Origin of the sequence: Kangsaoukella pontilimi (assembly GCF_009830125.1) — a bacterium.
GTDB classification, from domain to species: Bacteria; Pseudomonadota; Alphaproteobacteria; order Rhodobacterales; family Rhodobacteraceae; genus Kangsaoukella; species Kangsaoukella pontilimi.
Window position 1 is genome coordinate 420,114 of the sequence record NZ_WUPT01000002.1, and the last position, 21,863, is coordinate 441,976.

Genomic DNA, 21,863 nt, shown 5'->3' on the forward strand with positions numbered 1-21,863 from the left:
CTTGCCCGCTTGCCCCCTACTCAAATGCTCAAATCCGGCCCTTTGGGCCCCAATTTCCGTGACAGAAGCAAAAAACGGAGGGTTCTTCAATCCAAAGTCTTGGGGTATCTGTGGTTCGGGGCACAAGAGCAGGGAAGAACGAGGGGCATGGCGCAGATCGCGTATCTCCTTCTTTGCCACAAGGATGTGGAGGCGATCGTCGCACAGGCCGAGCGTCTGACGGCGATGGGCGATACCGTTTCGATCCATTTCGACGCGCGCTCGCCGCGTGCCGATTACGATCACATGGTCGCGTCTTTGGCCGGGAACCCCAACGTGGTCTTCGCGGCCCGGCGCAAGAAATGCGGCTGGGGCGAGTGGAGCCTTGTGGATGCCACGCTCGAGGCGCTCAAGGCCGCAGTCCATGCTTTTCCAAGGGCTACGCATTTCTACCTGACTTCAGGCGATTGTATGCCGATCAAGACGGCGGAATACGCACGTCAGTATCTGGACCGGTGGGATGCCGATTTCATCGAAAGTTTCGATTTCTTCGAGTCCGACTGGATCAAGACCGGGTTCAAGGAAGAACGGCTGATCTATCGGCACTGGTTCAACGAACGCAGTCAGCCCAAACGGTTCTACACCTCGTTCAACCTTCAGAAGCGGTTGCACGTGACGCGCAGAGTGCCCGCGGACATCCGCGTTATGATCGGCTCACAGTGGTGGTGTCTCAGGCGCCAGACCGTCGAGGCGATCCTCGATTTCTGCGCGGCGCGGAAGGACGTGCTGAGGTTCTTCCGCACGACCTGGATCCCCGACGAGACGTTCTTCCAGACGCTTGTGCGCCACCTTGTACCCGGCGACGAGATCGAGACACGGACACTGACATTCCTGATGTTCTCGGACTACGGGATGCCGGTGACATTTTACAACGATCACTACGACCTGCTTCTGGCGCAGGATTTCCTGTTCGCGCGCAAAATCAGCACCGAGGCGCATGAATTGAAGCGCAGGCTGGGCGCGCTCTATTCCGAGACCGGGCGATCGTTCAGCGTTTCGAACGAAGGAGAGCGGCTTTACACCTTTCTGACAGGCCGGGGCCGGATCGGGGAACGCTTCGCGCCGCGTTTCTGGGAAAAGGATGCAACCATCGGGCGCGAGCGCTCGCTCATGATCGTCACCTGCAAGAAATGGCACGTGGCGAAGCGACTTCTGGACCGGGTGGGTTCGGTGTCGAACGTGCCGCGTGTCGAATACCTCTTCGACGAAGAGGCGACGCCTTTGCCCGATCTTGGGGGCATTCAGGCGACGCTTGCGAAACGGACGCGGCACCGCCGTGCCCTGATGCGGATGCTCTTCGACTATTACGAGACCGACCGGCTGATGATCTGTCTCGATCCTTCGAACCTGGACCTGTTCCGCGACTTCTACGCGGACCGGAGCGAGACGCGCCTTCTCGAGATCGAGTGCCAGTACTCCGACACCTATCTCGAAGGTCACGCCAAGCGGGTCGGCTTGGCCAGCGACCAGACTCCGGCAGAGGGTTTCCGGACGCTGCTCCCCACGATCCGGAACGACGTTGCTCATGAAAGCGAGATGCTCAGGGACCAGAATTTCCCCGAATTCTATCGGATGCTCGAACGCGCGCGGCCCGAGGACAATGCCGAACCCCTTTCGAAATTCCTGAGGATCGACCGGCAAAAGGCCTTGGATATCGCGCGCACCGACTATCTCTTTGTGGACTGACAAGAGGACCCTCGCCATGAGCTATGACGACCACAACATCTTCGCCAAGATCCTGCGCGGCGAGATCCCGAGCCAGACCGTGAAGGAAACCGAGCATACTCTGGCCTTCAAGGACATCGCGCCGCAGGCTCCGCATCATGTTCTGGTGATCCCCAAGGGCGCATACGTGACCGCCGACGATTTCGCAGCGAACGCGAGCGAGGCCGAGATCGTGGATTTCTGGCGGACCTTCGGTGACATCGTCGCCGAGCTTGGCGTGGCGGCGGACGGTTATCGCATCATCTCGAACGCGGGTCGGGACGGGCTTCAGGAGGTGCCGCATTACCATCTGCATATCCTTGCAGGCCGTAGCATGGGGCCCATGCTTCTCAAGACGGACTGAACCGGAGAAGGATCAGGAAAACGCTGCGTGGTCGCCAAGCGCTACGCTGGAGCGTCCCTCCAGCACATCGCGGTAATGGTCAAAGAGCCGATCCTCGCCGAAACTGGGGGTGGCTTCGCGGCTGTAGTTTCCTGAAGCATCCAGCGCCAACATGGATTCGGTGGCGTAGTACCGCCCGATCCGCGCGAAGTCGGCCTTGTCGCGCGCGCTGGCCGAAACCCGACCGGCGAGTGACAGAGCGGTTATGATGGTATCCATCATGCGCACCGGAACCCGTCTGAAACGGGGGGCACGGCCTGTCAGGCGGAACAACTCCTCGCCCATCTCCAATGGTGTCAGGGCGGGGCCGGGGCCGCCGATGGGCAGGATACGATCCTGCTTGTCGGCGTCGTTCAGACAGGCCGCGATGTACCGTCCCAGATCCCGGTCGGAAATCGGCGTGCAGCTGGTCAGTTGTCCGTCACCGAACAGAAGGTAAGGGCGGCCATCACGCACCCGCGCGATCTGACCCGACAGCGATTTGAAAAAGGCGGTGGGGCGAACGATGGACCACGTGAGCCCGGACGATTTCAGATGCTCTTCCGCGACCAGTTTGGCCCGCTGGAATTCAAGCTGGGGCCGCTGCACGCAGATGGCCGACAACAGCACCACGTGGCGGATACCGCCGGCCTTCGCGGCGTCGATGGCGCGGACCGTTGCGGCGTGGTCGATCTCCCACGCGTCGCGGGGAAGGCCGGTGCGCGAGGCAAGGCAGATGACGAGCGCGTCGAAACCCTCTGCGTGCTGCCTTTCCAGGTGAAGCGGCGCGCCGCGTCGTATGCTCAGAGCGTCGGGCAACCCATCCGCGTCCGACCCCTCCCGAACCAGCGCCGTCACCCTGTGACCCGCCTCGGTCAGGCCGATGGCGGCCCCGCGCCCGGCGGTGCCGGTCGCGCCGAGGAGGAGGACGGAGAGGGGCGGTGCGGTCATGACCCGACCAAACCGCGTTCGCCCGGGAAAGGAAAGGGGCCGCGCGCCGCGAGGGGCAGCGGCGGGTCGGACACCCAAGGTGCTGACCGGTGCAACGGGATCAGCAGGCGGGTCCCCGCCTGTGCCGAGGTGCCCTAATTCGCGGACAGGTGTCCGCCGTGTCGGTGGCTGGCGGTGGAAGTGGGCCGCGCGGACGCGGCCTCTATCCGCTCGCTAGTCGACTGTGGTTTCTACTCTGTTCATCACTATTTCTGCGACCTCTCCGGAAATCGTCGCACCCTTTACGGTGCCGCCGCTATTCGCGATTTCCTGTTCACTCGGCGGGTTGATTGTCCTTAGCGTACCACCGCCCCCACGTGGATCGCGAGGCTCTGTCGTAACCGTCGCGCCGGCGTCCTGAGCGCCACCACCGACGACCGTTGTTTCAGCGACGGCAGACGTCGCAAGCGCGGCGCTGGCCGATATTGCAAAAAAGATATGGAATTTCATGAACTTTCCCCCAAACAGATACCAATAGGACGCGACGCGCGGGCGGTTGTTCTGTCAAATGCAGCGTCCCGCGCTCCGGTCAGGCTTGGTGAGTGGGGCCGACGAGGAGGACAGAGAGCGGCGCGGCGGTCATGCCCCGCGCACGGCGCTTTCCGGTTCGAATGGTAAGACCCGGCCTGTCAGCCCGTCACCAAGAGAGTCATGCCCGTCAGGATCACCACCGCCCATCCCAGCCGCTCTTTCAGATGCCCTTCTTTCAGCAGAACGCTTCCCGCGATCACGGTCAGAAGCACGCTGACCTCGCGCAGGGGCGCGACATAGGTGACGGGCGTGAAGGTCAGCGCGTAGAGGACGAGGATATAGGCCAGCGGACTGAAGACCGCGATCACGAGTACGCCGCCCCGGTGCTCGCGCCAGAGCTGGCGCACGCGCTCCGGCCGCCGCCGCGCCACCGGTGCCAGCAGGATCACGCGGCCAAGGGTCGTGGCGTAGTCCAGCAGCAGGGGCGGCACGAGCAGGACCGAGACGGCATAGGCGTCCCAGGCCGTGTAGCTGCCGATCAGCAGTCCCGTTCCAAGGCCGAAGAGCAGCGATGTCCGCAACTCAGCCCCCGATCCGCGCCGGAGGCCGCCGCTTAGCATCAGCACCCCGAAGACGATCAGCCCCGCGCCGACCGCCATCTGCGTACTGAGCACCTCGCCCAGGATCAGAACGGCAAAGAGGCTCGACAGAAGCGGTCCGGTCGCCCGCGCTGTCGGGTAGACCAGCGACAGGTTGCCCTTGCGGTAGCCCGCCTGCAGCATCAGGAAATAGCCGAGGTGGATCAGCGAACTGCCGGCGATGAAGCCAAGCTCCACCCAGCCGAGCGCCGGGCGCTCGACCAGCAGAATCCACAAGGCCAGCGGCCCGTAGAGAACCAGTGCCACGGCAGAGAACAGCCAGAGCAATTCGGGTCCGCCGTTGATCTTCTTGACGAAGACATTCCAGGTTGCGTGGCAGAGAGCGGCGGCAAGAACGAGGGCCAGACCGAGTAGCGACATTTTCAGGGTCTCCGATCAAGAGCTTGGACAAGCGTCATCGCGCCCTGTCCATCCCCTCTGGTCTTTTCGTCCTCGGGTGTCCGCCATCGGTTGGCTCATGACGGCGCTCGGTCCGGCCTGCCCGTTTTGAGGGCAGCGGAACCCTAGCCGCACATGGATAGGCTGGGTGGACGCTAGGCGTCCGGCGTGGCGCTGGCAAGGCTTCTGCCGATTGCCGCCTTGCGCCTGCCGCGCCCGGGGCTAGTATGCGGCGCGACACGCGAAACGGAGCCGTCCATGTCCTCGATCACGCCAGAACGCGCCGACGATATTCCGCCGCCCGAAACCGAAGAGGTGTCGAAGACCCGGATCGCCTGCGATGGCGGCGAGGGGGCGCTCGGGCACCCGCGCGTCTGGCTGTCCATCGACCCGGCGAGCGGGTACGTCGACTGCGGCTACTGCGACAAGCGCTACGTGCTCAAGAAAAGCTGACCCAAGGTCAAAGCGCTTCGGCTTGCACTTCTTCCTGACAAGCGCAACAGTTGCGCCACCAAGAACAAAGTTCAGGGAGAACTCACATGGCATTTCGCCACACACTTCTTGCGGCTTCGGCCCTGGCGCTCATTGCGGGCGCAGCTTCGGCTGAAACCATCAAATGGGCCCGCGCCGGCGACTCGCTGACGCTCGACCCGCACGCGCAGAACGAGGGTCCGACCCATACGCTGGCGCACCAGATCTACGAGCCGCTGATCATCCGCGACGTGACCGGTGCATTCGAGGCCGCGCTCGCCACCGACTGGGGCCCGACCGACGATCCGAACGTCTGGCGCTTCAACCTGCGTGACGGTGTCACCTTCCACGACGGCTCGGCCTTCACCGCCGAGGACGTGGTCTTCTCGTTCGAGCGTGCCAAGACCGAAGACTCCGACATGAAGGAGCTTCTGAACTCGATCGTCGAAATCCGCGCCGTCGATGACATGACCGTGGAATTCGTGACCGATGGTCCGAACCCGATCCTGCCCAACAACATGACGAACCTGTTCATCATGGACAAAGACTGGGCCGAGGCGAACAACGCCGTAAAGGTGCAGGACGTCGAAGGTGGTGAAGATACATTCGCCGCGAAGAACGCCAACGGCACCGGCCCTTACAAGCTGGTCAGCCGCGAACCCGACGTGCGCACCGTACTCGAGCGTAACGACGATTACTGGGGCATGGACATGTTCCCGCTCGATGTGACACGGATCGAATACACCCCGATCCAGAACGCCGCGACCCGTGTCGCCGCGCTTCTCTCGGGTGAGGTGGACTTCATTCAGGACGTGCCGGTGCAGGACCTCGGTCGCGTGGGCGATGCAGAAGGTCTTGTCGTAAAGACCGCACCCCAGAACCGCGTCATCTTCCTTGGTCTGAACATGGGCGACGATGATCTGGCCAATGACTCGGTCGACGGTGCGAACCCGCTCGCAGATGTGCGTGTGCGTCAGGCAATGAACATGGCGATCAACCGTGGAGCGATCCAGCAGGTCGTGATGCGCGATCAGTCCCAGCCCGCGGGCGTCATCATGCCTCCGTTCGTCAACGGCTGGACCGCAGAGCTCGACGCGGTGCCGGAAACCGATCTCGACCGTGCCAAGTCGCTCATGGAAGAGGCTGGCTACGGCGACGGGTTCTCGATCCAGCTCGACTGTCCGAACGATCGCTACGTCAATGACGAAGCAATCTGCCAGGCGACTGTCGGGATGCTTGCTCAGATCGGCATCACAGTGAACCTTGACGCCAAGTCCAAGGCACAGCACTTCCCGCTGATCAATAACCTCGAGACCGACTTCTACATGCTGGGCTGGGGTGTTCCGACGTACGACTCGGAATACATCTTCAACTTCCTCGTCCATACCAAGGGCGACCAGTACGGGTCGTGGAACGGCACCCGGTATTCGAACCCCGAGCTTGACGAGAAGATCGTGAGCCTGGCGTCGAACACCGATCTGGAGGCTCGGAATGCCACGATCGCCGATATCTGGCAGACGGTTCAGGACGAAGTGCTCTACATTCCGATCCACCACCAGGTTCTGAACTGGGGCATGAAGGAAAATGTCGGCATCGAAGTCGATCCCGAGGACCAGCCGAAGTTCAAGTACTTCTCGCTTGGCGGCTAAGCCTCTGCGCATCTGAAGACTGACGCCACCGGCTTGAGAAGCCGGTGGCGTTTTTTTTTGGCCGATTGATTTCCGCTGCGTCACTTCTATTTTTCTTGCGATGGGACACTCACCCTGTTTCCGCGGATGACGCTGCGGCGCCCTTACTTCGAATTTCGCGACCTCGGTCTAGTAGATGGACCGGCGGACCCGGTGTGGTGTTCCATCGTACGCCTTTCAGCCGAGCTGACCGGAGTGAGATTTGGAAAACTCACCGTGTTCGATCGTGCGTGCGACCGGATCGTTGTCCGGGCCGCGCATGGCTTTGCGGCCGAGGATCTTGGTCATTTCAAGGATCCTCCCAGCTTCCCGCTTTGCCGACGCATCATCGCCGAACAGCGGCTTGTCGGAATTACGGAAACCCACGAAGACCCGGAAATGCTGAAAAGCCCTTTCATCGAGCGGTATTCGGTCAGGAGCTACCTTGGAGCACCGATACTGGATCCCGCGAATACCGCAATCGGCACGCTTTGCGTTTTCGATGACAAGCCCCGGCTGTGGTCGCATCGGCAGCGCGAACAAATCGGCGAGATGGCCCATCTGGTCGATCAATCGATTCTGCTGAAAGCGTCGCTGGCGACAATCCGACTTCTGTCGCGCGCCCAGCCCTCCGGATGACGCGCCTTTCCCGCTCACGTTGTCGCGAGGCGGATTGTGCCGGTCGTTCTGGCGGGCAATGCTGGTCCATCGTACTGAAACAACACCGCAATAATGCCGAGGGAGATCGTCCATGAAAACCATCGCCGCCACAGCCGCGCTGCTGGCTCTGACAGCAACCGCCGCGTCGGCCGCCGAATTCCGATGGGCAGGCACCACCGACCCGCAGACGATGGACCCTCATGCGGTTAACTCGGCGCCGGTGCTTGGCTTTCTGAACAACGTCTATGAAGGGCTGGTTCGGCGCGGAAAGGACATGACGGTCGAACCCGCGCTCGCGACCTCGTGGGAGTCGGTAGGCAACGGCGAGGGCTGGCGATTTACCCTACGTCAGGGCGTGACGTTCCATGACGGATCGGCCTTCGACGCCGATGACGTGATTTTTTCATACGAGCGCGCCTCGTCGGAGGAGGCCGACACGCGGTCGTGGTTCGCGCCGGTGAGCGAGGTCCGCAAGGTCGACGATTTCACCGTCGAGATCATGACGAGCGCGCCGAACCCGATCTTCCCTGACTCGATCGCGAACTGGATGATCATGGATTCCGGCTGGGCCGAGGCCAACGGCACGGTGCGCCCCGACAAGGATCAGGGTAACTTCGCGACCCTCAACGCCAATGGCACCGGGGCATTCCGTGTGACGGCCCGTGAGCCGGGCCTCCGGACGGTGCTCGAACCCTTCGGCGACTGGTGGGGAACGCCCGAGCACAACATCACGCGGGCCGAATTCACGCCGATCCAGAACCCGGCGACAGCCGTTGCCGCGCTCCTGTCCGGCGAGGTCGATTTCATCAACCCGGTGCCGATTCAGGATGCCGAACGTCTCGCCTCTGCGCCGGATGTGGAGGTGATTCAGGGGATCGAGGCCCGCGTCATCATGCTGGGCTTTCCACATCAGGCCGAAACCCTGAAATACGCTGCAAATGCCGGTCAGCCCAACCCATTCCTGGATGTGCGCGTCCGCGAAGCTGTGGCCAAGGCGATCAACGTCCCTGCGATCCTTCAGACGATCATGCGCGGGAATGCCGAAGCGGCCAGCCAGCTTGTCAGCCCGGCCATGCGCGGCTTTTCCGAGCCAAACGCGGCACCTTACGCCTACGATCCTGACGGCGCCCGCGCGCTTCTGGCCGAGGCGGGCTACGGCGACGGTTTCGCCTTCGGCCTGAAATGCCCCAACAACAGGTACCTGAACGACGAGGCGGTCTGCCAGGCGGTGACGGGGATGCTTGCCCAGGTGGGGATCACGGCGGAACTGGATGCGATGCCGGTCCAGAACTACTGGCCGGAACTGCGCGAGGACAATTTCGACATGTATCTCCTCGGCTGGTCGCCCGGCACGTTCGATGCCGAGCATCCCGTGCGCTTCCTGGCGCACACGCCGCAGGACAATCTTGGCACCTGGAATTTCGGCGACTACTCGAACGCGCGTGTCGACGAGCTTTTGCCGGCGATCCAGTCCGAACTGGATGAGGGTACGCGGCAGGCGATGCTGGATGAGGTCGCCGGCATCCTGCAGGACGAGGTGGCCTATGTGCCGCTTTATGTGCAGCCGCTTCTCTGGGGCGTCCGTTCGGGTGTCGAGATGACACAGCGGCCGGACGACTTCTTCATCCTGCGCTGGGTGACCGTGAACTGAGGAAGCAAGGGAGGGGGCGTCTGCCCCCTCTGCGCGCCGCGGCATGCATTCACCGCCCAGAAGCGTTTCGCATCCAAATTCGACATGCTGCAGGACTTCCCGGACCCGAAGAGTGCGGACGTTAACCTTAATTTTCGTCAATCCTGACCGACATTAAGGTTAACGCGCCCTTCACCGGGCAGGGCCTGAGCGCCGTACTCGACTTCTTCTTGGTCCAAATACTCTTGCCGAAGGCGCCGCCGCGGCACGCGGCGGGTCAGCGGCGCTCGGGAGCGGCGGGATAAACGCCCAGAATCTTCAGCTCCGAAGTGAAATAGCGCAGCTCGTCCAGAGCCAGCGCGACATTCGGGTCATCGGGATGGCCTTCGATATCGGCATAGAACTGCGTGGCCGAGAAGGACCCGTCGACCATGTAGCTTTCCAGCTTGGTCATGTTGACGCCGTTGGTCGCGAATCCGCCCATGGCCTTGTAAAGCGCGGCAGGGATGTTGCGGACCTTGAACACGAAGGTCGTCATCATGCCGGTGTCGCCGCGTCGGCCGAGGTCCGGTTCGCGTGACATGATCAGGAAGCGGGTGGTGTTGTGATCCTCGTCCTCGATATTGCGGGCAAGAATGTCCAGTCCATAGACCTGCGCGGCCAGTTCCGATGCCAGCGCCGCGTCGGCCTTTTCACCGGCTTCGGCGACGTCCCTCGCGGCGCGCGCATTGTCGGGGCTGACCCGGCCTTCGATCCCGTGCTCCGACAGAAAGCCTGCGCATTGCGGCAGGAGGACCAGGTGGGAATGCGCCCGCTTGATGTCCGAGAGGCTCGCGCCATGGACCGCCAGCAGATTGATATGGACGCGGAGAAAAGTCTCGTCGACGATGTGCAGGCCGCTTTCCGGCAACAGGCGGTGGATGTCAGCCACGCGGCCGTAGGTCGAGTTTTCGACCGGTAGCATCGCAAGCTCGGCCTGACGGTCGCGCATCGCGTCGATGACCGCCTCGAAAGTCCGGCAGGGCAGGGGTTCCAGTTCCGGATGTGTGCGGGCGGCGGCTTCGTGGCTGTAGGCGCCAAGCTCGCCCTGAAAGGCTATGCGTCCAGTCATGTGGGTCCCGGTGCGGCAAGAAGGGCGTTTGGTCGCGGCTCATATCCCTTGAAGCTGACAAGGGGAAGCGGATAGAAGGCGGTCCAAATACCGAGGGAACTGGACGCGACATGTTCGACACAATGACGATGACCAAGATCATTGGGGGCTTCTGCGGCACCTTTCTGGTCTTCCTGCTTGGCGGTTTCGTGGCGGAATTCATCTACCATCCGGCACATGGGGACGATCACCACCAGGCCTACACGATCGAAACCGGCGACGATGGGGCTGAGGAAGAAGTCGTCGAAGTCGACTTCGCCGAGGTCTATGCAGCCGCGGACGCCGGCGCGGGCGAGCGGCTTTGGAGACAGTGCTCGGCCTGCCACAAGCTCGAAGACGGCGCCAACGGCACGGGGCCGCATCTTTACGGTGTCGTGGGCCGCGATGTGGGGTCGGTTCCCGGGTATTCCTACTCGGGCAACCTTGTCGCTGTCGCCGATGTCTGGACGCCTGAGAACCTGAATGGCTTCCTGACGAATCCCGGCAACTATGCGCCTGGTACCAAGATGTCCTACCGCGGCATGGGCGATATCGAGGATCGCGCGAACCTCATCGCCTATCTCGACAGTGTTGGCGGCTGATCCAGAAACGCTCAGAATTGCATGAAAAGGCCGGGTGTTGCGCCCGGCCTTTTTGCTGCGCGCGCTCCGCTCACCAAATGTTCACCCAATATCGCCTTGAACATTAGACGAATGGAATTTTAGCTACATCTAATGAAACGAGCATAGTGGCCCCGGCCCACGACAGGAGGATGCCCGATGACCAAGCAGGAAGCCCCGCGCGCCAAAGCTATGGCGATTGCCGCTGAGGACAGGTCCTTTCCCTTCTGGATCACCGCTGGCCTTGCGATAGGCGCGCTGGCCGCGTCGGCCGGTCTGGCCCGCGGCGAAAGCCACGAGACGATCATCGAGAGCCATGGCTACAACTACTATGCCGAGTTGAAATATGGCCCGGATATCGAGCATCTGGACTATGTGAACCCCGATGCGCCCGTTGGTGGCGAGATCGCGCTCGCTCTGGACGGCACATTCGACAGCATGAACCCTTACGCGACCTCGAAAGGAAGCTGGGGGGCGTTGTCGACCATCGGCTATGAAGACATCATGGTGCCCACGAGTGACGAGGTGGGCTCGATGTACTGCCTGCTCTGCACCACCATCGAGTATCCCGAAAGCGAAGACTGGGTGATCTTCAACATCCGCGACGACGTGTTCTTTTCGGACGGCACTCCGATGACTGCGGAAGACATCCTGTTCACCCATGAGCTTCTGATGAACGAGGGCACGCCCTCCTACGCCCAGTACATCCAGACGGTCGTCGAGTCCGCCGAAGTGCTCGATCCCTACACTCTGAAGTTCACCTTTGCGGAAGGCATTCCGCGCAAGGGTCTCATCACGCAGATGGGTTCGCTGCCCGTGTGGTCGAAGAAGTGGTATGAGGATACGGGCTACGGGCTGAATGAAAGCCGGCTGGAGATCAGCCCCGGTACCGGGGAATACATGGTTGATTACGAAGCGCTCAGCCCGCCGCAGCGTATCATCTATCGCCGCAACCCGGACTATTGGGGCAAGGATCATCCGCTGCGCAAAGGCCGCGGCAACTACGACAGCATCCGGATCGAGTATTTCACCGACAGCACGTCTGCCTTCCAGGCGTTCACTGCGGGTGTGGTCAACCTACGCCGGGAAAGCGACTCGATCCGCTGGGCGACGTCCTATGACTTCCCCGCCGTCGAAAAGGGCTGGGTCGTTCGGGAAGAGCTGGATGACGGAACGCCGCCGGCCGCGTCCGGCTTCATGTTCAACATGCGCCGCGACAAGTTCGCGGATCGCAACATCCGCCTCGCTTTGGGTCTGATGTACAACTTCACCTGGACGAACGAGACGCTGCAATACGGCCTGTTCCAGCAGCGCGAATCGTTCTGGGAGAACGAGCGGCTGAAGGCCGCCGGTCTGCCGGAAGGTGATGAACTGGCGCTTCTTGAGGAATTCCGCGACCGGCTCCCGCCCGAGATCTTCACGGAAGAGGCGGTTCTTCCCCATGAAAGCGGGACGTCGCCCACCGACCGGAGGAACCTCCGCCGTGCGCTGCGCCTGATGGAGGCGGCGGGTTATACGCCGGGATCCGACGGGCTTTTGCGGAATGCGGCGGGCGAGACGCTCAAGGTCGAGTTTCTGGAAGACACGCAGTCGCTCGACCGGATCATCCTTCCTTATATCGAGAACCTGAAGACGCTGGGTGTCGACGCCACCTATAACCGGGTCGATCCGAGCCAATACCAGTCTCTGAGGCAGTCGAACGAATTCGACATGCGCATCGACTCCTATCGTAACGGCCTGACCGAGGGCTCGGGTCTGCAGCAGAAATTCGGCTGCGACGACCGGGACGATATCTTCAACCCGGCGGGGTACTGCAACGAGGTGGTCGACGAGATCGCTCTTCGCCTTCTCGAGGTCGAGACCTATGACGAGATGGCGACGATGGTGCGCGCCATCGACCGGATCATGCGCTACGACTATTTCGTCGTGCCGACCTGGATGCTTCAGAAGAACTGGGTCGCCTATTACGACATGTTCGAATACCCCGAGAACCTGCCGGAATTCGGGCTTGGGCATCTGGACTACTGGTGGATCAACCCCGAGAAACAGGCCGAATTGAAAGCCGTCGGCGCGCTGAAGTAAGGCCGGGACCTCATGGGCGCGTATATCCTCCGACGGCTGCTGCTGATCATTCCGACGCTTTTCGGGATCATGCTGATCAACTTCACCCTGACGCAATTCGTGCCGGGTGGTCCGATCGAGCAGATCCTCGCGCGTCTGGAGGGTGGCGGCGATGTGTTCGAGGGTATCTCGGGCGACCGTCAGGATGTCGAACTCGACATGGGCGGCGAGGATTCGGGCTATCTGGGTGCGCGGGGCCTGCCGCCCGAATTCATCGAAGAACTTGAGCGCGAATTCGGGTTCGACAAGCCCGCCCATGTGCGTTTTGCCCAGATGATGTGGAACTATATCCGCTTCGATTTCGGTGAAAGTTACTTCCGCTCGATCAGCGTTGTGGACCTTGTGATCGAGAAGATGCCGGTGTCCATCACGCTTGGTCTATGGTCGACGCTGATCGCCTACGCCATTTCGATTCCTCTGGGGATCAGGAAGGCTGTCCGCGACGGCTCGACCTTCGACACCTGGACGAGCGGTCTGATCATCGTGGCCTACGCGATACCGGGCTTTCTGTTCGCGATCCTGCTCCTCGTCCTCTTCGCGGGCGGGTCGTATTACCAGATCTTCCCCCTCAGGGGACTGACCAGCGACAACTGGGAGGAGCTGAGCCTGATTGGCAAGATCGGGGACTATTTCTGGCACATCACGCTGCCGGTGCTGGCCTCGTCCATCTCGGGCTTTGCGACGCTGACGCTTCTGACCAAGAACAGCTTTCTGGACGAGATAAAGAAGCAGTATGTGATCACCGCCAAGGCCAAGGGCCTGTCCGAGGGCGGTGTCCTCTATGGTCACGTCTTTCGGAATGCCATGCTGATCGTCATCGCCGGTTTCCCGTCCCTGTTCATCGGCATCTTCTTCGGCTCGTCCCTGATCATCGAGACGATCTTCTCGCTCGACGGGCTGGGGCGGCTGGGCTTCGAGGCGGCGGTCGCGCGGGATTATCCGGTGATCTTCGGCACGCTTTTCGCCTTTGGCCTTGTCGGGCTTCTGGTCGGTATCCTGTCGGACCTGATGTATGTCTTCGTCGATCCCCGGATCGACTTCGAGCGGCGGGAGGTCTGAACCATGGCCATGCCCGAGCTTCAGCCCGAGCCCGTTCCCGGCGCGACCGCACCTGCGCCACCCAACCGAAAGCGCATGTGGCTGTCGCCGCTCAATCAGCGGCGCTGGCGGAACTTTCGAAGGAACGGCCGCGCCTTCTGGTCGCTGATCATCTTCGGCATCCTGTTCGGCCTCAGCCTGCTGGCCGAGTTCATCGCCAACGACAAGCCGATCCTGGTCAGCTACCGGGGCGAGCTGTACGTCCCGATCTTCAACTTCTACCCCGAGACGACTTTCGGCGGCGACCTCGCCATCGAGGCGCAGTACCAATACGAGGACGTCGACTGCCTGATCCGGACCGGCGGGATCGAGACCTGCTACGACGACCCTGAAGGCGTGCTGGAGGAGGCCGAAGCGACCGGTCAGGTGGACGGTGTGGATGTGGAAAAAGGCTGGGTGCTCTGGCCGCTCATCCCCTATCGCTATGACACGGTCGTGGATATCCGGGGCGCCGCGCCATCGCCGCCCACGTCCGACAACTGGCTAGGTACCGACGACACCAAGCGCGACGTGGTGGCCCGGGTCATCTACGGGTTCAGGCTGTCGGTGCTGTTTGCCCTGATCGTCACGCTTCTGGGGTCGATCATCGGGATCGCCGCCGGGGCGGTGCAGGGCTATTTCGGGGGCTGGCTGGACCTGATCTTCCAGCGGATTCTCGAAATCTGGTCGTCCACGCCGTCTCTCTACGTGATTATCATCATGTTCGCTATTTTCGGGCGAAGTTTCTGGATGCTGGTGTTCCTGACGGTTCTTTTCGGCTGGCCTGCATTGGTGGGTGTGGTCCGGGCGGAATTCCTGCGGGCGAGGAACTTCGAATATGTGCGCGCGGCCAAGGCGCTTGGCGTCTCGAACACGACGATCATGTTCCGCCACATGCTGCCCAATGCCATGGTCGCGACGCTGACCCTTCTGCCGTTCATTATCACCAGCGCGATCGGCGGTCTGGCGAGCCTCGATTTCCTCGGCTACGGCCTGCCGTCCTCGGCGCCGTCGCTGGGTGAACTGACGCTTCAGGCCAAGCAGAACCTGCAGGCGCCGTGGCTCGCGTTCACCGCCTTCTTCACCTTCGCGATCATGCTGTCGCTTCTGGTGTTCATCTTTGAAGGTGTGCGGGATGCGTTCGACCCAAGGAAGACCTTCCAATGAGCGGTGACGTCGTCCTCAATGTGCGGGATCTGAATGTCTCGTTCCGACAGGACGGGGCGGTGACCCATGCGGTGCGCGGCGTGTCCTTCGACGTTCGCCGGGGCGAGACCGTGGCGCTGGTGGGCGAGAGCGGGTCCGGCAAGTCGGTGACGGCATTGTCGACCGTGGACCTTTTGTCGGACAGCGCCACCACGACCGGGTCAATCACCTATGACGGGGCCGAGATGGTGGGCGCGGACGAGGCCGAGTTGCGCCGGGTGCGCGGCAACGACATCAGCTTCATCTTTCAGGAGCCGATGACCTCGCTCAATCCGCTCCATACGCTGGAAAAGCAGTTGGGCGAGGCCGTGGCGCTGCACCAGGGCCTGCGCGGCGAGAAGGCGCGGGCGCGGATCATCGAGCTTCTGGACGAGGTGGGCATTCCCGATCCCGAAGGCCGTCTGAAGACCTATCCGCACCAGCTGTCCGGTGGACAGCGGCAGCGGGTGATGATCGCCATGGCGCTGGCCAACGGGCCTGAGCTTTTGATCGCGGACGAGCCGACGACGGCGCTCGACGTGACGATCCAGGCGCAGATCCTCGACCTGCTGGCCGATCTGAAGCGCGACCGTGGCATGTCGATGCTGTTCATCACACACGATCTGGGCATCGTGCGGAAATTCGCGGACAGGGTCTGCGTGATGAAGGACGGCGTGATCGTCGAGCGTGGCGAGACGGCCGAGATCTTCGCTAACCCGCAGCACCCCTACACCAAGATGCTTCTGACGGCCGAACAAACCGGCCGGCCGGGACCAGTCCCGGAGGGTGCCGAGACCGTGGCCGAGACCGACGGCTTGCGCATCTGGTTCCCGATCTATCGTGGCCTTCTGAAGCGGACGGTCGGGCATATCAAGGCGGTGAACGCCGCGACGCTGTCGGTCAGGCAAGGCGAGACCGTGGGGATCGTCGGCGAAAGCGGGTCGGGCAAGACCACTCTGGCGCTGGCCATCATGCGGCTGATTTCGTCGGAAGGGCCGGTGGTGTTTCAAGGCCGGAACATTCAGGGCCTGTCCAGCCGCGAGTTGCGTCCGCTCAGGGCGGACATGCAGATTGTCTTTCAGGATCCCTTCGGGTCGCTCAGCCCGCGGATGACGGCGGAAGAGATCATCGCCGAGGGGCTTGGCATACACAAGGTCGCACGCGGCAAGTCCAACCGCGAACTGGTGGCCGAGATCATGTCCGAGGTGGGCCTCGACCCGGCGACGATGCATCGCTATCCGCACGAATTCTCGGGCGGGCAGCGTCAGCGGATCGCCATCGCGCGCGCCATGATCCTGCGGCCCAAGCTGGTGGTTCTGGACGAGCCGACAAGCGCGCTCGACATGACCGTTCAGGTGCAGATCGTGGAACTGCTCAGGGCGCTTCAGGCGAAATACAAGCTGGCCTATCTGTTTATCAGTCACGACCTGAAGGTTGTTCGCGCGCTCAGCCACAAGGTGATCGTGATGAAGTCGGGCGACGTGGTCGAGGCGGGCGATGCCGACACTGTCTTCGATAACCCGTCGAGCGAGTATACACGGACCCTGATGGCGGCGGCCTTCGATGTGAAGGCCGTGAGCTGAGGGGCTCTGCCCCTCGGCGCGTTTCGCGCCTCACCCCGGGATATTTTCAAACAGGCGAAGGGACCTCATTCGGGCTTTCGGGCGACCAAACCCCGGCTTGTGCGCGAGGGCGGTCCGGCCGGGAAGGCATAGGTGGTCTCAACGATCAGCCCTGCATCCGTGATGAGGCGGGTGATTTCGGCTTCCGTGAAGGTCCGGTGCCGCCATTGCAGCCAGATGATCACGTTGCACCAATGCGGCTTCGAGACCACGAGGCGCAGCCGGCCGCCGGGGCGAAGCATCGCGGCAAGATCGGCGACCGCGCGGGCGGGGTCGGGGCAATGCTCGATGACATGGGCGACAAGGAGCTCGTTTGCGGACAGGCGTGGCGTTTCGCCCAGCTTTGCGGCAACGGTTTCGGGCGCGACCCCACGTCGGGACAGCGCCGCTCGGCCGCGGTCGAGCATTGCGCGGGATGGATCGACCAAGGTCAGGCTGCGCGGCACACCATTGACCGCGATCCAGGCTTCGGCAAAGGAAGCGGTGCCGCTGCCCATGTCGACCACGTCCACGGCAGTGCCTCCGGCAAGGCCGGGGGCCGAGAGAAAGCCGAGATAGCCGTCGTAGTAGCCGAGGCTGCGCATCTTGTCGCCCCAGCGTCCCGAAACGGTGTCATAGCGCTCGTGAAGGCTGTCGGCGGTATGGCTCATGTGGGAAGATTGGCACGGCATCGGCGCGAGCGCCAGTCGCCGCTGGCCTCTCTTGTCCGGCGGGGCTAAAGGGAATGCGTCAAGGAGGAACGGGACCGATGGCATCCCTGCTGCAACCCAAACCCGGTGTGGACCGGATCATGCTTTACAAGGGCGGGGCGTCGAGCCTTGCCGGGCATGATCAGGTTCTGAAGCTTTCGTCGAACGAGAACCCTTTCGGCGCGCCCGAAAGCGCGAAAGAGGCGATCCGCCTCGCGGTGTCGCGGCTGCATCGCTATCCGGGCACGGATCATGCGGCGCTTCGCGCAGCCATCGGAGAGGTGCATGACCTCGATCCCGAGCGCATTGTTTGTGGCGTCGGCTCGGACGAGATTCTGGCCCTTGCCGCGCAGGCCTATGCGCCGCCGGGGACGGAGGTGATTTACACCGAGCACGGATTCTCGCTCTACAAGACTCTGGCGCTGGCGGCGGGTGCCGAGCCCATCGAAGTGCCGGAGGCCGAGCGCCGCGTGGACGTGGATGCCATTCTGGCGGCGGTGACCGAGCGGACGCGGCTGGTCTATCTGACGAACCCCGGTAATCCGACTGCGACACGAATCGAGCTGGACGAGATCGCGCGGCTCGCCGACAGTCTGCCGGGCCATGTTCTTCTGATCATCGACGGGGCCTATGCCGAGTTCGCCGAAGGCTATGATGGCGGGGCTGCGCTGGCCGGAAGCCGGGAAAACGTGCTGATGACGCGGACCTTTTCCAAGCTCTACGGGCTGGGCGGGCTGCGCGTGGGCTGGGCCTATGGCGCGACGGCGATTATCGACACGCTCAATCGGATGCGGGGACCGTTCAACCTGTCCGATGTGCAGCTTGATGGTGCCGAGGCGGCGATGCGGGATCGTGAATGGGTGGCGCGCTGCCTTGCCGAGAACGCGCGGATGCGCGACTGGCTACGGGCGGCGCTTGCCGATATCGGCATACCCTCGGACGAGAGCCACACGAATTTCGTGCTGGCGCGCTTCGGGTCGGAAGCCGGGGCGGATGCTGCGGATACCGCGCTGAAAGCCGACGGTATCATCGTGCGCCCGGTAAAGGGTTACAAACTGCCCGACTGCCTGCGTATTACCGTGGGTACCGAAGCGGATTGCCGGCGTGTTGTCGACACGTTGAAGCGGTTCCGGGAGACCGCGGCATGACCCAGCTCTACGACCGCGTGGCGCTGATCGGCCTCGGGCTGATTGCTTCGTCCATGGCACATGCCATGCGCCGGGGCGGGCTGGCCGGAGAGATCGTCGGCACCGCGCGCTCGGCAGAGACCCGCGAGATCGCGCGCGAAATCGGGCTTTGCGACCGGGTGGTCGACACGGCCGCCGAGGCCGTCGCGGATGCCGATCTGGTGGTGCTTGCCATCCCGGTCGGCGCCATGGAGGACATGGCGCGCGAGATCGGGCCGCATCTGAAACCCGGCGCGACGGTGACCGACGTGGGCTCGGTCAAGCGTGCCGTGGTCGATGCGGTGGCTCCTCATGTTCCCGAGGGGGTGCATTTCATTCCAGGCCACCCGCTGGCAGGGACCGAGCATTCCGGCCCGCGCTCGGGCTTTGCCGAGCTGTTCGAAAACCGCTTCACGATACTTGTACCTGACGGAAATACCGCGATGGAGCCCATCGAACGGCTGACCGCGCTCTGGCAGGGGATGGGCGCGCTGGTCGAGACGATGGATGTCGAGCATCACGACCTTGTTCTTGCGGTCACCAGCCACACGCCGCACCTGATCGCCTACACGATGGTGGGTGTTGCGGACGACCTCAGGCGCGTTACCGACAGTGAGGTCATCAAGTATTCGGCGGCCGGTTTCCGGGACTTCACCCGAATCGCGGCGTCGGACCCGACCATGTGGCGGGACGTCTTCCTCAACAACAAGGAAGCGACGCTTGAAATTCTCGGTCGCTTCACCGAAGAGCTTTTCGCGCTGCAGCGCGCGATCCGGACAGGGGATGGTGAGCAGTTGTTCGACTATTTCACGCGCACGCGTGCGATACGCCGCGGCATCGTCGAGGCCGGTCAGGACACCGATGTGCCGAACTTCGGCCGTCCGGTGAAGAAGCCATGAGGGCCTTGGTCGCGCTTGTCGCGCTACTGGCGCTGGCGGCCTGTCACAGCGGCGGCGTCGGCAGTGGCACCGTGGGCGGCGGCGGCATCGTCGCCGTCAAGCGGGCACCTGTCGACGGGCCGGGCGGCTGCGGCGTTCGCAATGCCTGGGTGGTGACGGAAGTGTCCGGCGTGCGCCTGTCGCGGCCGGCGATCATGACGCTGGAAACGGCTGAGGCGCTCGATCAATGGGTGCGGACAACGGCCATTCCGGCCGTCGGAAACCGCGGTGGCGGGCTGGTTGAGCTGACGGTCGCTGCGCATTACGCCTGCCGGACCCGAAACAGCCGGCCGGGTGCACGTCTGTCCGAACATTCCCGGGGACGGGCCATCGATATCTCGTCGGTGGTGATGCGCGACGGCAGCCGGGTGACCGTGCTGACAGGGTGGAATGACGGGCGCGACGGGCGGCTTCTGCGACGGCTGCACCGGGGGGCCTGCGGGCTGTTCGGCACGGTTCTGGGACCGGAGTCCGACCGGTTCCATCAGGACCATTTCCATTTCGACTTGGCGTCCTATCGAAGCGGTCCCTACTGCCGGTAACGCGTCAGGGGGTTCTGCCCCCCGGCCTACGGCCTCCCCCGGGATATTTCAGAACAGGCGAAAGGGTCAGCGGATCACGATCCGGGGTGCCGGTCCGATCGGCACGGGGCCGATGGCCATGAGGCCGCCTCGGAAGGTGAGCGGTGCGTCGATCGTGTCGGGCCGGCCCGAAAGGGCGGCAAGGATGCCGAGGCCGCGCTCGAACGTATCCTTCAGCGCGGGATCGACGATGCCGGTCGAGACTGCCATATCGAGAAGCCGCCGCCATTCGACCGCCCTGAGGTCAATCCGGCCTTCGGGGATGCCAGCCTCGTCCACAGAAAGCGTGCCGGCCGCCTCAAACAGCACGTCGCCCCAATTGAGCGAAAGGTCCGCAAGGTCGATATCGGTGATCTGGGGGCGCGCGACTTCGATGGCGCGCCGATCCCAGGGCGCGGTAAAGCCCATTTCGGCGTCGAGCCTGAGGCGCGCGATCCGGTCCGGGAGGATATCGACCGGGTCGAGGGCGCGGTCGAGCGCCTCTGGCAGGCGGAGGCCTGTGATCTCGGCGCCGACACGATGGGCGTTCTCGCGGACAGGCACGCTGGCGGTGGCGAAGCGCGCCTCGTCGAGATCGGCCTGCCAGCCGAGAGTCGAGGAAAGCGACAGGTTCTCAGCCACCACGGTCGAGCGGTCGAGCGGGAGTTGGGTGGAGGCGCCCAGGTAGATCGACCCACGCGTGCGGTCCGACGTGAATTCGATGCCCTGAAGCGGGGTCGACAGCCGGTGCGTCGGGGGCAGGACCGCGATCACTTCGGTCGGGCGATAGGCCAGCGCCAGAAGCTGAAGGAACTCGGCCCGCCAAGCCACCCCCGTTTCGGGATCGGCGACGGCCACATCGGTAAGGATCGTGTCGAAGCGGTTCGGGAAACCGCGCACGTCGAGCCCGCCCAGATCGGCGGCCCAGCCTTCGTCGCGACGCGCCTCAACCCAGCCGTTCAGCGCGCGCTCCAGCGCGATGCTGCCCACGGCCCAGTAGCCCATCCAAAGTCCGGCGGCTGCGAGAATGACGACGAGAAGTCGCCTCATCTGCTCTTTCCCCTCAGGTGACACCGCCCTAATAAGGCCCCCATGATGGAAGGACCAGAGATCATGGACCGCCCCTTGTGGGTCTTCGGCTATGGCTCGCTGATGTGGCATCCGGGATTCCCGGTGGCCGAGAGGCGGCTGGCACGGCTGGACGGGTATGCGCGCACCTTCTGTATGTCCTCGATCCACCATCGCGGGACCGAAGAGGACCCGGGCCTTGTTCTTGCCCTCGACAAGGTGGAGGGCGCCCACTGTCATGGCGTGGCGTTTCGTGTACCGGATGACGACGCTGACGAGACGGTGAACTATCTGCGCGAGCGCGAGCTGATCTCTTCGGCCTATCTGGAAGAGCGTCTTCCCGTGACTCTCGACGGGGGCGAGACGGTCATGGCGCTGTCCTACGTGGTCGACACCGATCACGTGCAATACGTGGGCGGCATGGCGCTTGATCAGCAGGCGCGCATCATCTCGACCGCCGTGGGCGGTCGCGGGCCGAACACGGAATACCTCTGGAACACGGTCCGGCATCTGGCGGAGCTGGGGATCGAGGACCCGGACCTGTCCTGGCTCGACCGGACGGTGCGCGAAATGGTCGAAAACCGCTGATTCGTTTTCCATTGGCACCGGGGGCCGAGGTGTCTAAACTCCCGCAAAA

General features: G+C 63.1%; 21 protein-coding genes. 15 read left to right on the forward strand and 6 right to left on the reverse strand.

Annotated elements, in window-relative coordinates; translation table 11 throughout:
• Positions 1 to 147: 147 nt before the first annotated feature.
• On the forward strand, positions 148 to 1,725 hold the full coding sequence (locus GQ651_RS11490) for a DUF5928 domain-containing protein (RefSeq protein WP_160764394.1): 1,578 nt from the start codon (positions 148 to 150) through the stop codon (positions 1,723 to 1,725).
• Positions 1,726 to 1,741: 16 nt separating this feature from the next.
• Entirely contained in the window at positions 1,742 to 2,107 is a 366-nt protein-coding gene (locus GQ651_RS11495) for a histidine triad nucleotide-binding protein (RefSeq protein WP_160764395.1), read from the forward strand.
• Between the two features lie 12 nt (positions 2,108 to 2,119).
• Here the strand turns inward: GQ651_RS11495 and GQ651_RS11500 are convergent, their stop codons facing one another.
• The 3 genes from GQ651_RS11500 to GQ651_RS11510 all read right to left on the reverse strand — a co-directional run bounded on the left by GQ651_RS11500 (position 2,120) and on the right by GQ651_RS11510 (position 4,605).
• Entirely contained in the window at positions 2,120 to 3,076 is a 957-nt protein-coding gene (locus GQ651_RS11500) for an NAD(P)H-binding protein (RefSeq protein WP_160764396.1), read from the reverse strand.
• 213 nt (positions 3,077 to 3,289) lie between these two features.
• On the reverse strand, positions 3,290 to 3,565 hold the full coding sequence (locus tag GQ651_RS11505) for a hypothetical protein (RefSeq protein ID WP_160764397.1): 276 nt from the start codon (positions 3,563 to 3,565) through the stop codon (positions 3,290 to 3,292).
• Between the two features lie 179 nt (positions 3,566 to 3,744).
• A complete protein-coding gene (locus tag GQ651_RS11510) occupies positions 3,745 to 4,605 on the reverse strand; it encodes an EamA family transporter (RefSeq protein ID WP_160764398.1) in 861 nt (286 codons plus the stop codon).
• A 276-nt stretch (positions 4,606 to 4,881) separates the two neighbouring features.
• On the opposite strand from GQ651_RS11510, the gene GQ651_RS11515 reads away from it, so the two are divergent.
• From GQ651_RS11515 to GQ651_RS11530, 4 genes are all read left to right on the forward strand, one after another.
• Positions 4,882 to 5,076 (forward strand): zinc-finger domain-containing protein, encoded by a 195-nt coding sequence (locus tag GQ651_RS11515; RefSeq protein ID WP_160764399.1) that lies wholly within the window; start codon positions 4,882 to 4,884, stop codon positions 5,074 to 5,076.
• Between the two features lie 86 nt (positions 5,077 to 5,162).
• The gene (locus tag GQ651_RS11520; RefSeq protein ID WP_160764400.1) at positions 5,163 to 6,743 is read left to right on the forward strand and encodes an ABC transporter substrate-binding protein; all 1,581 of its coding nucleotides are present in this window, start codon (positions 5,163 to 5,165) and stop codon (positions 6,741 to 6,743) included.
• A 126-nt stretch (positions 6,744 to 6,869) separates the two neighbouring features.
• Complete coding sequence (locus GQ651_RS19100) at positions 6,870 to 7,400, forward strand: GAF domain-containing protein (RefSeq protein WP_160764401.1); 531 nt, start codon at positions 6,870 to 6,872, stop codon at positions 7,398 to 7,400.
• A gap of 112 nt (positions 7,401 to 7,512) precedes the next feature.
• Positions 7,513 to 9,072: an ABC transporter substrate-binding protein gene (locus tag GQ651_RS11530; RefSeq protein ID WP_160764402.1), complete on the forward strand. Its 1,560-nt coding sequence runs from the start codon at positions 7,513 to 7,515 to the stop codon at positions 9,070 to 9,072.
• A 256-nt stretch (positions 9,073 to 9,328) separates the two neighbouring features.
• On the opposite strand, the gene GQ651_RS11535 is transcribed toward GQ651_RS11530, so the two are convergent.
• Positions 9,329 to 10,162: a prephenate dehydratase gene (locus tag GQ651_RS11535; RefSeq protein WP_160764403.1), complete on the reverse strand. Its 834-nt coding sequence runs from the start codon at positions 10,160 to 10,162 to the stop codon at positions 9,329 to 9,331.
• 110 nt (positions 10,163 to 10,272) lie between these two features.
• On the opposite strand from GQ651_RS11535, the gene GQ651_RS11540 reads away from it, so the two are divergent.
• The 5 genes from GQ651_RS11540 to GQ651_RS11560 all read left to right on the forward strand — a co-directional run bounded on the left by GQ651_RS11540 (position 10,273) and on the right by GQ651_RS11560 (position 16,766).
• The gene (locus GQ651_RS11540) at positions 10,273 to 10,782 is read left to right on the forward strand and encodes a c-type cytochrome (protein ID WP_160764404.1); all 510 of its coding nucleotides are present in this window, start codon (positions 10,273 to 10,275) and stop codon (positions 10,780 to 10,782) included.
• Between the two features lie 177 nt (positions 10,783 to 10,959).
• Complete coding sequence (locus tag GQ651_RS11545; RefSeq protein WP_160764405.1) at positions 10,960 to 12,882, forward strand: extracellular solute-binding protein; 1,923 nt, start codon at positions 10,960 to 10,962, stop codon at positions 12,880 to 12,882.
• A 12-nt stretch (positions 12,883 to 12,894) separates the two neighbouring features.
• Positions 12,895 to 13,980 (forward strand): microcin C ABC transporter permease YejB, encoded by a 1,086-nt coding sequence (locus GQ651_RS11550; protein WP_160764406.1) that lies wholly within the window; start codon positions 12,895 to 12,897, stop codon positions 13,978 to 13,980.
• Between the two features lie 75 nt (positions 13,981 to 14,055).
• The gene (locus GQ651_RS11555; RefSeq protein ID WP_160765141.1) at positions 14,056 to 15,165 is read left to right on the forward strand and encodes an ABC transporter permease; all 1,110 of its coding nucleotides are present in this window, start codon (positions 14,056 to 14,058) and stop codon (positions 15,163 to 15,165) included.
• Positions 15,162 to 16,766 (forward strand): ABC transporter ATP-binding protein, encoded by a 1,605-nt coding sequence (locus GQ651_RS11560; protein WP_160764407.1) that lies wholly within the window; start codon positions 15,162 to 15,164, stop codon positions 16,764 to 16,766. Before GQ651_RS11555 ends, GQ651_RS11560 begins: the two co-directional genes overlap by 4 nt.
• 65 nt (positions 16,767 to 16,831) lie before the next feature.
• On the opposite strand, the gene GQ651_RS11565 is transcribed toward GQ651_RS11560, so the two are convergent.
• Positions 16,832 to 17,455, reverse strand: a complete 624-nt coding sequence (locus tag GQ651_RS11565; protein ID WP_227258150.1) for a class I SAM-dependent methyltransferase — start codon at positions 17,453 to 17,455, stop codon at positions 16,832 to 16,834.
• Positions 17,456 to 17,553: 98 nt separating this feature from the next.
• Here GQ651_RS11565 and hisC point away from each other — a divergent pair, with 98 nt between their 5' ends.
• From hisC to GQ651_RS11580, 3 genes are read left to right on the forward strand one after another with little or no spacing between them, the layout of a single operon-like run.
• Positions 17,554 to 18,642, forward strand: a complete 1,089-nt coding sequence (hisC, locus tag GQ651_RS11570) for a histidinol-phosphate transaminase (RefSeq protein WP_160764408.1) — start codon at positions 17,554 to 17,556, stop codon at positions 18,640 to 18,642.
• The gene (locus GQ651_RS11575) at positions 18,639 to 19,559 is read left to right on the forward strand and encodes a prephenate/arogenate dehydrogenase family protein (RefSeq protein WP_160764409.1); all 921 of its coding nucleotides are present in this window, start codon (positions 18,639 to 18,641) and stop codon (positions 19,557 to 19,559) included. Before hisC ends, GQ651_RS11575 begins: the two co-directional genes overlap by 4 nt.
• Positions 19,556 to 20,140, forward strand: coding sequence for an extensin-like domain-containing protein (locus GQ651_RS11580; protein ID WP_160764410.1), 585 nt, complete (start codon positions 19,556 to 19,558; stop codon positions 20,138 to 20,140). Before GQ651_RS11575 ends, GQ651_RS11580 begins: the two co-directional genes overlap by 4 nt.
• Before the next feature lie 66 nt (positions 20,141 to 20,206).
• Here the strand turns inward: GQ651_RS11580 and GQ651_RS11585 are convergent, their stop codons facing one another.
• Complete coding sequence (locus tag GQ651_RS11585) at positions 20,207 to 21,208, reverse strand: DUF2125 domain-containing protein (RefSeq protein ID WP_160764411.1); 1,002 nt, start codon at positions 21,206 to 21,208, stop codon at positions 20,207 to 20,209.
• A 63-nt stretch (positions 21,209 to 21,271) separates the two neighbouring features.
• Between GQ651_RS11585 and GQ651_RS11590 the strand changes: the two genes are divergently transcribed.
• Positions 21,272 to 21,814, forward strand: a complete 543-nt coding sequence (locus GQ651_RS11590) for a gamma-glutamylcyclotransferase (protein WP_160764412.1) — start codon at positions 21,272 to 21,274, stop codon at positions 21,812 to 21,814.
• Positions 21,815 to 21,863 lie beyond the last annotated feature (49 nt).